Annotated in this window: 11 protein-coding genes and 1 tRNA gene; 8 read left to right on the top strand and 4 right to left on the bottom strand. The window is 64.1% G+C overall.

The features are described from left to right. Window position 1: 1 nt before the first annotated feature. The 3 genes from AzCIB_RS16175 to tssJ are packed head-to-tail and all read right to left on the bottom strand — an operon-like array spanning window position 2 to window position 2,741. Window positions 2-772 (bottom strand): DotU family type IV/VI secretion system protein, encoded by a 771-nt coding sequence (locus AzCIB_RS16175; protein ID WP_050416830.1) that lies wholly within the window; start codon window positions 770-772, stop codon window positions 2-4. Next, window positions 769-2,112, bottom strand: coding sequence for a type VI secretion system baseplate subunit TssK (gene tssK, locus AzCIB_RS16170; RefSeq protein WP_050416829.1), 1,344 nt, complete (start codon window positions 2,110-2,112; stop codon window positions 769-771). Before tssK ends, AzCIB_RS16175 begins: the two co-directional genes overlap by 4 nt. 20 nt (window positions 2,113-2,132) lie before the next feature. Further along, window positions 2,133-2,741 (bottom strand): type VI secretion system lipoprotein TssJ, encoded by a 609-nt coding sequence (gene tssJ, locus AzCIB_RS16165; RefSeq protein ID WP_050416828.1) that lies wholly within the window; start codon window positions 2,739-2,741, stop codon window positions 2,133-2,135. Between the two features lie 190 nt (window positions 2,742-2,931). Between tssJ and AzCIB_RS16160 the strand changes: the two genes are divergently transcribed. The 8 genes from AzCIB_RS16160 to tssH are packed head-to-tail and all read left to right on the top strand — an operon-like array spanning window position 2,932 to window position 12,242. Further along, window positions 2,932-3,543: a tetratricopeptide repeat protein gene (locus tag AzCIB_RS16160; protein ID WP_050416827.1), complete on the top strand. Its 612-nt coding sequence runs from the start codon at window positions 2,932-2,934 to the stop codon at window positions 3,541-3,543. A 54-nt stretch (window positions 3,544-3,597) separates the two neighbouring features. Then, window positions 3,598-4,119 (top strand): type VI secretion system contractile sheath small subunit, encoded by a 522-nt coding sequence (gene tssB, locus AzCIB_RS16155; protein WP_050416826.1) that lies wholly within the window; start codon window positions 3,598-3,600, stop codon window positions 4,117-4,119. After that, entirely contained in the window at window positions 4,116-5,603 is a 1,488-nt protein-coding gene (tssC, locus tag AzCIB_RS16150; protein ID WP_157058509.1) for a type VI secretion system contractile sheath large subunit, read from the top strand. Before tssB ends, tssC begins: the two co-directional genes overlap by 4 nt. 30 nt (window positions 5,604-5,633) lie before the next feature. After that, the gene (locus tag AzCIB_RS16145; protein WP_050416825.1) at window positions 5,634-6,170 is read left to right on the top strand and encodes an Hcp family type VI secretion system effector; all 537 of its coding nucleotides are present in this window, start codon (window positions 5,634-5,636) and stop codon (window positions 6,168-6,170) included. A gap of 52 nt (window positions 6,171-6,222) precedes the next feature. Continuing rightward, the gene (tssE, locus tag AzCIB_RS16140) at window positions 6,223-6,702 is read left to right on the top strand and encodes a type VI secretion system baseplate subunit TssE (RefSeq protein ID WP_050416824.1); all 480 of its coding nucleotides are present in this window, start codon (window positions 6,223-6,225) and stop codon (window positions 6,700-6,702) included. Window position 6,703: 1 nt separating this feature from the next. Beyond that, entirely contained in the window at window positions 6,704-8,530 is a 1,827-nt protein-coding gene (gene tssF, locus AzCIB_RS16135) for a type VI secretion system baseplate subunit TssF (RefSeq protein ID WP_050416823.1), read from the top strand. Beyond that, on the top strand, window positions 8,494-9,564 hold the full coding sequence (gene tssG, locus AzCIB_RS16130) for a type VI secretion system baseplate subunit TssG (protein WP_050416822.1): 1,071 nt from the start codon (window positions 8,494-8,496) through the stop codon (window positions 9,562-9,564). The genes tssF and tssG overlap by 37 nt, the downstream gene beginning before the upstream one ends. 32 nt (window positions 9,565-9,596) lie before the next feature. Continuing rightward, window positions 9,597-12,242 (top strand): type VI secretion system ATPase TssH, encoded by a 2,646-nt coding sequence (gene tssH / locus AzCIB_RS16125; RefSeq protein ID WP_050416821.1) that lies wholly within the window; start codon window positions 9,597-9,599, stop codon window positions 12,240-12,242. Between the two features lie 95 nt (window positions 12,243-12,337). On the opposite strand, the gene AzCIB_RS16120 is transcribed toward tssH, so the two are convergent. After that, window positions 12,338-12,416: transfer RNA gene (locus AzCIB_RS16120), tRNA-Ile, on the bottom strand. Between the last annotated feature and the right edge of the window lie 73 nt (window positions 12,417-12,489).

Below are 12,489 nucleotides of genomic sequence, written 5' to 3'. Positions count from 1 at the left end.
TTCAGGGCAGGGTGATAGTGATGTGGGGACGCTTCGCGGCAACCTTGATGATGTCGCGGTACTCGGCGAGGGTTGCCTGCGTTTCGTGCGCAAGGTGGGTGCGGATACCGGTGTACGCGACCAACGCGCTGAGTGCCACCACCGCGACGGTGACCCATGCGGGCAGGCTGCGCCTCAGTTCGTGCGCAATGCTGTCGGGGCGGGCGCCGTGGGGGGCGAAACTCGCCTTGCGGCCCTTGATGTGGGCGATCTGCTCGCCGAGGCGGGCCGTCAGGTAGGCGAGCTTCTCGGGGCCTTCGAGCAGGTACTTGCCGCGAAAGCCGAGGAGCAGGCACATGTGAAACACCTCCAGTGCCTGTATCCGCCGCGCACCGGCGTCACGGGCCGCGCCGAGCTTGTCGAAGAAGTATTCCCCGGCGAGCTGGTCGCCGAACAGACTCAGCTGCAGCGGACGCCGCTCCCAGTCGTCGCGGATCGAGAGGCGCGAGGACAGGATCGCCTCGTCGACGGTTGCGCAGAAGGCGTATTTGGCGTCGAAGATGTCCTCGGGCGCGAAGTCCTGCTTCTTTCCCTGTCGTTCGAAATCGGTGAGGAAGCCCGTGACGCTCTCGGAAAACTCGCGGGCATCGCGGGGCGTCTTGTTGTTCTTCAGCAGGAACACCATGTAGAACCCCTCGTACAGCAGGTCCGCAAGAGTGGTTCTGGCAGCGGAAGACGTGTGCGCCGTGCGGGCAGGGGCGGTTTCGGCGAAGATCGACGGATTGGCGTTCATGAAATGACGGCGATGAGCTCGAGCTTGAGTTCGGGGTAGCCGGCCGGCGCGTAGATCGTGATGCTGCGCGCCTTGAGCATGCGTTCGTAGAGGTGGCCGTGGGGATCCAGGCTGAAGTAGCAGGCACCGGGGCGTACCGGGATCGCGGGCGGTACCTGGGCGCAGTGGGTCAGCGATACGCCGCCCATGGCCGAGAGCACGAGCTTGTCGACGTCGTCCGGCGCGCCCGCCTTGAAGCGGGCGGGCACCGACTCGATGATCTCCGACAGTGGCAGTGATGCCGACACCGCGAGGAAGAACCGGGCATCTTGCGTGACCTTGTCGGAATCGATCCGGCCCAGATGGAACGAGGGTTTCTGCTCGTCCAGGCTGATCGCAAAATAGCGCGTCGAAATCACGGTTTCCAGCAGATTGCGCAGTATCCCGTCGATCTTCCCGAAGCACGAGGAAGGGCGTCCGTGCTCGTAGGCGGGCAGGTCGGCGAGCGTGTGCGTCTTCGAGAACGTCATCAGTCCGCCCGCCAGGCGCAGCAGTTCCTGATACAGGCGCTCGGGGTGGAGCGAAGGATTCCTGTGGATGTGCGCGAGGGCTGCGAAGGCGCTGCTCGCCGTATGCAGCAGCCAGAAGGACGCGATGTCGCCGGAGCGGAATTCGATGACGTTCTTGGACGGTTCGCGGTGGAAGCCGTACAGGGCGTCGACCTTCGCCTGGAGCGAATCGAGGAGGCGCCGCAACATCAGGTGCAGGGCCGGAGCACCGTCCACGCGCAGGCTCGGCGCAATGAAGCCCGGGTCGATCTCGTAGCCGTTGGTCGTGGTCTTGCGGATGCGTACTAGTGGAAGCGTCAGGTATTGATCGGGCGCCTGTGTGCCGGCGATCAGGCGTGCCTGCTTGCGTAGCACCCCGACTTCGGCCTGGACCGCGTCGGTGAACAGGTCCGACACTTGGCAGGTGTCGAGCACGTAACGGCAACCGGCGGCGTTGCCGTCGCCCGAGTCGTAGTTGTTGCCGAAGTCGCGCAGGTGGTGGAGCGCCAGATGGAGATCGACGTGGCCGGCGTCCCAGTCGAGATGATCGAGCGCGAGAGGTGGCGGAAGACGGTCCTCCCCCGGCGCGAGATAGATTTCGCCATCGGGCAGCACCACGTCGAGACGGTCGATGCGCAATGACCCGCTCGCGAGCGCATCGCGGTCGAGCTCCAGTGCGCGTACGCCCCAGGCGAACGGTTCGGCCGTGAGCATGGCCCTGCGGATGCCGGTCTCGTAACGCGCATCCTGCTGCTGGAAATGCTGCGGGCGAAGGAAGAGTCCTTCGCCCCATAGGATCTTGTGCGGTGTCACGGTGATCTGCGCTTCCTCGGTCAGGTACAGCGGACGCCCGACAGCGAGCGGACGGAAACTGTTGTTGCGGGTTGGGCGAGTTCGCCCGTCCCGGTAGTCATCGCGCAGGCATGGAATGCGATCGCGATGCCGGTCTTTTGCGATGCCTCGCGATCGAACGCGAGTTTCCAGCGGTTTGCGGCAGGGCGATGGAATTGCGCCGCGACGCCTATCACCTTCACCTGGTCCGGCACCTGTTCCTCGAACCGGTACGTTTTGCCGGGCAGCAGGGTCAGCTCGCGCACCGTCACCAGATCATCCTGCAGCGCACCGCGTTCGGCTTCGGGCGTGCTGGCCTGTGCGTAGGTGACACGGGCAAAGGCCGTGTTGCTGCGCAGCTGGTAGATGCGCACGACAAGCGCGAGCGCTTCGCCGTTCTGGGTGGCATTGGTCGCGGGGCCTGTCGAAAGGGTCATCACGACCGGGTGCACGGCCTCGCCGGCGGGCCGTTCGCCGCCCTTCTTCAGTCCCGCCGCTTCCAGCGCCACCCCCGCCACGGTTCCGGCGATCTGCAGTGCCGACACGGTCGAGCAGCCGGCCGCCAAGGGAATCAGTATGGCGGTCAGCGCGGCAAGCAGGGGGATGGGCAAGAGCCTCGTCGATCCTGCGCAAGAATCTCTTGGTGAGGCGTATAGCATAAAAAAGAATGCCAAAAGATTGCGTTTTGTATCGATGCAAATGTACTATGCCCAGCTTTGCGGCGCAATGCCGTTATGACAAATCGATAATTCGGGGTTTGTAATGAAGATCGGAAATCCAGGTACGGCGGCGGCTTTGGCGATGGCTCTGCTTGTTACGGGCTGTGCATCGACGCCGCAGAAGATGTCCCAAGACGACTATTCGCAGTATCTGAAGACGACGACCGTGCAGGTCGATCAGCTGCTTTCCGAGAGCAAGCGGGATGAGGCGGTGGGCCTGCTGTCGAAGGCAGCGGAACTCGGTCCTGAGTCGAAGGAGCCGTGGGTGCGCATCGCGCGGATCCAGTTCGATGGCGGCAAATACGGCGAAGCGATCGTGGCGGCAGGAGAGGTGCTGCAACGCGATCCCGCAGACCGCGTCGCCAAGAGCGTGCGGGCCGTGAGCGGGCTGCGCGTGGCGACGGAATCCCTGGCGGATTTGCGGAGCGATACGGAAATGACCGGTTCCGCACGTGGCGATGCCGTTGCGCTGGCCAAGGTGATGCGCGAGTCCCTGGGCGAGTCGGTGCTCATTCCCCCCCCCACGCCGGAAGAGCTCGAGGCGCGCCGGTTGGAGGAAGAGCGCCAGAAGAATCAGAAGGCGAAGGTAAAGCCGAAGGCTCGTGTGAAGAAGTCCATGCCTGCCGCGAGCGCAGGGCAGCCGCCCGCAGCGACTGCCGCGAGCGGTTCGGGGCCCTTCGGCGCGCTGAAGTAAGCGACATCGACGGGGGTGGCGCAGGGCGCGCCGGGGACTTGTCAGGAGGCTATCGTGTCCAGGAAGGAAAGTATTCAGAAGCGTCTGCAGAAGGTCAGGCCGCCGCGTGTGCAGCTCACCTATGACGTGGAAAAGGGTGACGCCGTCGAACAGAAGGAGTTGCCGTTTGTGGCGGGCGTGCTCGGCGATTTCGCCGGGCAAAGCGAAGTCGGCGAGTCAAAGCTGCGCGACCGGAAGTTCGTCGCGATCGACGTCGACAATTTCGACGACGTGATGGACGCCCTCGCGCCGCGAGCGGCATTCCGGGTCAGGAACCGGCTATCCGACGACGGCGGCGAACTGGCTGTCGATCTCACGTTCCGCAGTTTCGAGGATTTTCGCCCCGAGTCGGTCGCACGTCAGGTGGAACCCCTGCGAAAATTGCTGGAAGCGCGCGCCCGGCTCGCGGAACTTCGCAACAAGCTGGCGGGCAACGAGAAACTCGACGACCTTTTGAGCGACGTCCTCGGCAACACCGAGAAGTTGCGCTCCATCGGTGCAGGTGCCGCCACCGGCGATTCGAGGGATGAGCAATGAGCACGATGCCGCAAGCGTCCGTCACTCCGGTCGGCGGCGGGGCCGATCTTCCCCTGCTGGATCGCATCATCGAGGAGAGCCGGGTCGCCCGCTCGGAATCGGAACGCAGTCATGCGCGGGACATCATCGGAGAGCTGGCCAGGCAGGTCCTGGACGGCGAGGTCGTCGTGTCTGAGAACCTCTCCGCCTCGCTCGATGCACGTTTGGCCGATCTCGACCGCCTCATCTCGGAGCAACTCAGCGAGGTGATGCATGCTGCGCAGTTTCAGGCGCTGGAGAGTGCCTGGACCGGGCTGCATTACCTCTGCCGCCAGACATCGACCGGTCCCCAGCTGAAGATCAAGATGATGAACGCGACCAAGCGCGATCTCGTCAAGGATTTCAAGACCGCGATCGAGTTCGATCAGAGTGCGCTCTTCCGGAAGGTGTACGAGGAGGAGTTCGGCACTTTCGGCGGCTCGCCCTTCGGCGTCCTGCTCGGCCAGTACGATATGACGCGCCAGCCGGAAGATCTTTACCTGCTCGAACAGATGTCGCACGTTGCCGCGGCGGCGCATGCACCTTTCATCACTTCGGCCTCGCCCGAACTCTTCGGCCTCGAATCCTACGTCGAGCTGAGCAGGCCACGGGACCTGTCGAAGGTGTTCGATACCGTCGAGTACGCGAAGTGGAAATCCTATCGTGACTCTGAGGACGCGCGTTATGTCGGTCTCACGCTGCCGCGTTTCCTCGGGCGCCTGCCGTACAACCCGATCGACGGAACGACCACCGAGGGGTTCAATTTTGTCGAGGACGTCGACGGTGCGGATCACTCGAAGTACCTGTGGTGCAACGCAGCCTTCGCTTTCGGGGCGCGCCTCACGACCGCTTTCGAGAACCACGGGTGGTGTGCGGCAATCCGCGGTGTGGAGGGAGGTGGCCTGGTCGAGGACTTGCCGGCGCACACCTTCCGCACGGGTGAAGGAGAGGTGGCACTGAAGTGCCCGACCGAGATCGCGATCACCGACCGGCGCGAAAAGGAGCTCAGCGACCTCGGCTTCATTCCGCTCGTCCATTGCAAGAACACCGACTACGCGGCGTTCTTCGGCGCGCAGTCGACGCAGAAGGCACGGCGTTACGACACGGATGCGGCCAATGCCAATGCGTCGCTCTCGGCACAGCTGCAATACATCTTCGCCGTGTGCCGCATCGCGCATTACATGAAGGCGATGATGCGCGACAAGATCGGCAGCTTTGCCAGTGCCGCCAATGTCGAGATGTACCTGCAGCGGTGGATCGACCAGTACGTTACCGCCGACGACACGGCTTCGCAGGAAACCAAGGCGCAGTTCCCCCTGCGCGAAGCCTCCATCGAGGTGGACGAAGTTCCCGGACGTCCCGGTGTCTACCGTGCCGTTTCGTTCATCCGTCCCCATTTTCAGCTCGACGAGCTTTCGGTTTCGCTGCGGCTGGTTGCAGAGCTGCCGCAGTCCGGCAAGGCCTGATTGTTCGACTAATTCAAGGATCTGAAGGCAATGAAGGATATCTACATCGAATTCAAGGGCAGCGACCTCAAGGGAGATTCGCGCGACACCAAGCACAAGGACCAGGTCGAGGTGTACTCGTGGTCGCACAACATCCGCCAGCCGAAATCGGCCACGGCCTCGAGTGCCGGCGGGCACTCGGCCGAGCGCTGCGAACACGGCGAGATGATCTTCGTGAAGGATATCGACGGCGCCAGTCCCAAGCTCTACCAAGCTTGCTCCTCGGGACTCATCGTCAACGACGCGATCGTGTATTTCTACCGCGCGTTCGGCGGCAAGAACACCACCGGCAATCCGAGCGGCACGCAGAACCGGCACCAATACCTGAAGATCGAGCTCAAGAACGTACTGATTTCGTCGGTGTCTCCGTCCGTCTCGAGCGAAGGCATTCCGTCCGAAACCTTCGCACTGAAGTATTCGGCGGTTAAATGGACCTACGACGAGCTCAATATCGACGGCAGCAAGTCGGGCAAGGTCAATATCCAGGGCGCCTGGAACCTCGCGAAGAATGCTCCGAGCCTGAGCTGATCCATCTGGAGCGTACGAGCGGCGCCGGGGCTGTCGGGGCTGCTTCGTCATCATGAAAGGGTTCGAACCGACCTTCTTCGACAAGCTATTCGACGACAGCCCGGCCGGCCCGGCCCGGCCCGTGCTTTCGCTCGAGCAACTGAAGGACACGGTTGCCCGCGATCTTGAGGCCCTTCTCAATGCGCGCACGACGGTGGATGAGTCGCTGGCCCTGTACCACCCCGAAGCGGCGCAATCGCCGCTCACTTACGGGCTGAGGGATTTTGCGGCGATGAGCCTCAACAATCCGAACGATCGTGCGGCGATCTGCCGCTCGATCGAGACGGCAATTGCTCGTCACGAGCCGCGACTGCGCAATGTCGAAGTCAGGATCGAACTGGATCGACGCTCGGTCAATGCGCTGTATTTTTCAATCAAGGCCCTGCTCGTTGTCCGTCCCGCACGCGAGCCGGTGAATTTCGACGCCTTGTTGCAGCCGACAACCCTTCTCTATTCGGTAAATCGGCAGGCTCCGCGTAGCGGTCAGAATTGAAATGGAAGACCTTCTACCCTATTACGAGCGCGAGCTTGCATTTCTGCGCGGCCATTCCCGCGAGTTCGCCGAACGCTATCCGAAGATTGCCGCGAGGCTGCTGCTGAACGGAGAGGGATGCGACGATCCGCACGTCGAGCGGATGATCGAATCCTTCGCACTGCTGTCGGCCCGTATATCGAAGAAGCTCGAAGACTCGTACCCGCTGTTTACCGAGGCGTTGCTGCAGGTCCTGTATCCGCACTATCTTTGCCCTTTCCCGGCATGTTCGATCGCGCATTTCGACAGCGCGGGCGGGGAATCGCAACTTTCGCGTCCGGCCGTGTTCGAGCGGGGAGCGGAACTGCGGTCGCGGCCCGTGAACGGCGTCTCCTGTCGTTTCCGCACCGCATGGCGGGTCGAGCTGTTGCCGCTACGCATCGAGGAATTCCGCTTTCAGGCGGTTGCGAGCATCCCTGCGGCCGTGCGCGCGCCGCTCGGCGTATCGGGCATGCTGTCATTGCGGTTGGCCGTTCAGGGAGCCGGAGGGATAGGTGGTGTCGAGCGGGTGCGGCTGTACATTGATGCGGAGCCGTCCGTCGCAGCCGCGCTGCGCGATGCGCTGTTCCTGCGCGTGTTGCGGACGTGGGTGGAAACGGGGGATGGTGCCTGGCATGCGGTCGACGGCGCGGTGATAGGAGAGGTCGGCTTGGCGGCCGATGAAGCGCTCGTCGATTTTCCCGACAACGCCCATGACGCTTACCGTCACCTGACCGAGTACTTCGCCTTTCCCGAGAAGTACAACTTCTTTGACGTGCTTCCTTCCCGGCTGCCGGCTCCCGCGCGTCGGGAGGGGCAGATCCGCGTTCATTTCGCATTCAAGGACGTGCGACCGGACGGCGAGATCGCGCGGCTTCTCGCCGGGCTGAGCGGCGATTCACTCAAGCTCGGCTGCGTGCCGGTCGTCAATCTGTTCCAGCGGCCCGGCGACCCGATCCGCCTCACGGGGCGCACATCCACGTATCCCGTAGTCGCCGACGGACGACAGGCGCATGCCTACGAGGTCTACTCGATCGACGCGGTCCGCCGCGTGAGCCGCAGGCCGGATGGCGAGGCGCAGACCGAATATCGCCCGTTCTTTTCCCTGCGCCACGGCGAAACGCCTGAGCGGGATGGTCATTACTGGCATGCACAACGCGACGCACGCATCGCGGAGCGCAGTCCCGGCTACGAGACCGCGCTCACGATCGTCGATGCCGGCTTCGATCCGCTCAAGCCCGGCACCGACATCCTGAGCGTGTCGCTGACGTGTACGAACCGCGATCTTCCGGCGCGGCTCGCGATCGGCCTCGAGGGCGGCGACCTCCACGCCGAAGGCGGCGCGGCACGTGCGATCCGGCTGTTGCGCGTGCCGACGATGCCGTGTCGCTTCAGCCATGAACGGGATGGTCTGTGGCGCCTGATCTCGCACCTGTCACTCAATCACCTTTCCCTTACCGGGAACGGCCTCGCCGCCTTCAAGGAAATGCTCGGCCTTTATGATGTGCGCCGGACGGCCGTGTCACGGCGCCAGATCGACGGGATCCGCGGCATCGAGCAGCAGGAGAAGACCTGCTGGATGGCCGGGCGGCCCTTCGCAAGTTTCGTTCGGGGGGTCGAAGTGCGACTGACGGTCGACGAGGACAGTTTCGTCGGCGCCGGTCTCGACGTCTTTGCGCGGGTCATCGACCGTTTCCTCGGTCTTTACGTGCAGCTGAACAGTTTCGTGCAACTCGTGCTCGTTTCGGTCAGGACAGGGGAGGAGCTCGTTCGATGCGAGCCGCGCTCGGGCGATTCGATCCTGGCCTGATCGAGCAGCTCGTCGAGGAGCCGTACCGGTTTGAATTCTTTCAGGCCGTGCGTCTGCTCGACGGCCTGTTCCGCGACGAGGGCTCCGCGCGCCGGCACGGCGCCGATGTCCTGTCGGCGCGCATCCGCTTCCGCAATACGCTGCACCAGGGTTTCGCTCCCGCCGAGATCGAAGTGCTTGAGGCGTGGCGGCACGAGGACGAGGGCGACGACGGAGCGCCCGGCTTGAGCAGGGTCGACATCACGCCGTACGCGATCGGGCTCCTGGGGGTGCATGGCGCCTTGCCCGCCCATTACACCGAGCGCATCTCGGAACGTGAGCGCATTCACCGCGATCGTGCCGCGCGTGCCCTGCTCGACATCTTCTCCAACCGGGCGGTCGCGCAGTTCTACCTCGCGTGGAAGAAGTACCGCCTGCCGTTGCAGTACGAAAGCGATCGCCGCAACCGCTTCCTGCCGCTGGTGCTGTCGGTGGCGGGGCTGGGATTCGACGCCTTGCGGGAGCGGATGCGAGACGGCCCGGGGCGCATCGAGGACGAGGCGATTGCCCGCGTGACGACGCTCCTCGCGCAGCGGCCGTTGTCGGCGAAGGCGCTCGAACGCATCCTTGCCGGACATTTTCGCGCAGTTGTGCGCGTCGAGCAGTTCGTCGGAGCGTGGTATGCGCTGCCCATCGATCAGCGCACCACGCTCGGCGGACGCAATGCTGCGCTGGGCCGCACCGCGCTGTCGGGCGAACGCGTATGGCAGCGCAATCTGAGGGTAAGGATCCACGTGGGGCCACTTGCCGTGGCCGATTATCACGCATTTCTTCCCGGCGGCGAGTCGGCAGCCGCCTTGGCGAAACTGTTGCTGCTCGCGACCGGGCATCAGTTCGAATACGAAATCCGGCCTTGCCTGCGTGCCGTCGATGTCAGGCCAGCGGCACTTGGGGCCGGTTCGCCGCCGCGCCTCGGGCGCGACGCTTTCCTGGCCTCGCGCCTATCCACGTGCGACCGGGACGATGCCGTGTACTCGCCCGGCGCCCTCTATTGAGCAACCATTTCTTACCTCGTCTCCGCACGGCCATGACTACATCCCTCAAGACTCTGATCTGCAAGCTCAACACGATTTGCCGCGGTGCCATCGAACGTGCCGCCAACCTCTGTATGGCACGCGGCCATTACGAAGTGGATCTGGAACACGTGTTCCTTGCGCTGTGCGAACAGCCGGCGAGCGACTTCGCGGTCGTTCTGGCACGCAGCGGAATCGGGATTCCGGCCGTCCAGCGTGATCTGGAGCGCGAGGTCGGGCGGCTTCGCAGCGGCAACGACCGGACGCCGGTGTTCTCCCCGCGGTTGCAGCTTCTGTTGGAGCAGGCCTGGCTGATCGCATCGCTCGATGCGCGCATGCCACGCATCCGCTCGGGGCATCTCCTGCTGGCGATGTTGACCGAACCCGGTCTGTCGCAGCTCGCCCTGCGTGCTTCGGCGCTGTTTGCTCGCGTGCGTGCGGACGACCTGAAGCACAATTTCGACGAGGTCACCGCAGAGTCGGCGGAGTCGCGCGAAGTCAGCGGGACGGGTGCGGATTCCGACAAACGTGCGGCCGACGGTAGCGAGTCGTCGGACATCGACGGGCAGCGCACGAACCCGGCGTTGGAACGCTACACGACCAATCTCACCCGGTCTGCGCGCGAAGGCAGTCTCGATCCGGTGATTGGGCGCGATGCCGAAATCCGGCAGGTCATCGACATCCTCATGCGACGCCGCCAGAACAATCCCATCCTGACCGGCGAGGCGGGTGTCGGCAAGACCGCCGTCGTCGAGGGGCTGGCGCAGCGCATTGCCGACGGCGACGTCCCGGAGGCGCTGCAGGGCGTCGAGCTGCATGCGCTCGACATGGGGCTGCTGCAGGCCGGTGCGAGTGTGAAGGGCGAGTTCGAAAACCGGCTGCGCAGCGTCATCGACGAAGTGCGGTCGAGCCCGGTGCCGATCGTGCTATTCATCGACGAGGCCCATACCATTATCGGAGCCGGCGGGCAGGCGGGGCAGAACGATGCGGCGAACCTCCTCAAGCCGGCCCTTGCGCGCGGCGAGTTGCGTACCGTAGCGGCGACGACCTGGGCGGAGTTCAAGAAATACTTCGAAAAGGATGCGGCCCTCGCGCGCCGCTTTCAGGTCGTCAAGGTCGAGGAACCTTCGGAAGACATTGCGTCCGCAATGCTACGGGGCATCGTGCCCTTGATGGAGCGGCACTTCGGCGTGCGCGTGCTCGACGACGCGGTGACCGAGGCCGTGCGTTTATCGCACCGTTACGTCAGCGGCCGACAGCTTCCAGACAAGGCGATCAGCGTGCTCGACACCGCTTGCGCCCGGGTCGCCCTGTCGCACAGCGCGGTGCCGGCCCGTATCGACGATGCCGAGAAATTGCTCGCGCGTTTGCGCGCGGAGGCGGCCGCGCTGGAGCGCGAGGCGCAAGATGGCGCCGGACACACCACGCGCCTGACCGAAATCGGCCTGCAGGCTGCGTCCGTCGAAGCGGAACTGCAGGGGCTGCGAGCGCGTCACGAGCGCGAGAAGTCGCTGGTCGCGCAGATCGGCGTCTTGCGCGGGCGTCATCGTGGCGATTCCGTGGCGGATGCCCCGGAGCGGTCCCTGCAGTCCCTATCCGACGAGCTGCACTCCCTGCAGGGTGAAGATCCGATGGTGCCGCTGCAGGTCGACGGAAACGTCGTGGCGGGGATCATCTCCGCCTGGACCGGCATTCCGCTCGGCAGGATGGTGAAGGACGAGATCGCGACGGTGCTTCAGCTCAAGCCTCTGCTGGAGGAGCGCGTGATCGGCCAGTCCCATGCCCTGGAGGCGATCGCGCAGCGCGTTCGCACCGCACGTGCGAACCTGGAGGATCCGAACAAGCCCAAGGGCGTGTTCCTGTTCGTCGGTCCCTCGGGTGTCGGAAAGACCGAGACCGCTTGCGCGCTCGCGGACATCCTGTACGGCGGAGAGCGCAAGCTCGTGACGCTGAACATGAGTGAGTACCAGGAGGTGCACTCGGTGTCCGGTCTGAAGGGCTCGCCTCCGGGCTACGTGGGCTACGGCGAAGGCGGCGTGCTGACCGAGGCGGTGCGCCGGAACCCCTATTGCGTGGTGTTGCTGGACGAGGTCGAGAAGGCGCATCCGGACGTTCTGGAACTGTTCTTCCAGGTCTTCGACAAGGGCGTGCTCGACGACGCGGAGGGCAGGGAGGTCGACTTCCGCAATACGCTGGTCATCCTCACCAGCAACGTCGGCTCGAGCCAGATCATGCATGCCTGCCTGAACAAGGCGAAGCGGGATATGCCTTCGGCGGACGAGCTCGGCGACTCCCTGCGTCCGGTGCTGTACCAGAACTTCAAGCCGGCCTTTCTGGGGCGCATGAAGGTGATTCCCTATTACCCGATTTCGGACGAGGTGCTCACCGAGATCATCCGGCTGAAGCTGCGCCGCATCGGCGAGCGGGTGGCAGCCAACCACCAGGCGAGCTTCGATTGGGACGAGAAGATCGTCGGCGCGGTGCTGCAGCGCTGCACCGAGACCGATTCGGGCGCCCGCAACGTCGATCACATCCTCAATGGCAGTCTGTTGCCGGACATTGCGGAGGCTGCGCTCGTCCGCATGGTGGAGGGGGCTGCGATCAACGCGATCAAGGTGAGTGCCGACAAGCGCGGCTCGTTTCGCTATACGGTCCGCTAGCCAACAATCGTATTTACGGCCCGCGGCGGTGCGATGGCTGCGTGCCGCCGGGAAAGACAAAGGGGTTACATCGTTTCGATGTAACCCCTTATTTTTGGTGGGCCCCCTGGGAGTCGAACCCAGCACCAACGGATTATGAGTCCGCTGCTCTAACCAGGCATGAGCTAGAGGCCCTTGAACTGACTGCTTACCGCAGTGCTTGGCTGCCTTCGCCGACTGCAGCATCGGCCCGGAAAGCGGGCGCCCG

Source organism: Azoarcus sp. CIB, assembly GCF_001190925.1.
In the GTDB taxonomy this organism is placed as follows: Bacteria; Pseudomonadota; Gammaproteobacteria; order Burkholderiales; family Rhodocyclaceae; genus Aromatoleum.
The sequence above is the reverse complement of the archived record's forward strand: the minus strand, read 5'-3'. Positions and strand labels throughout refer to the sequence as shown.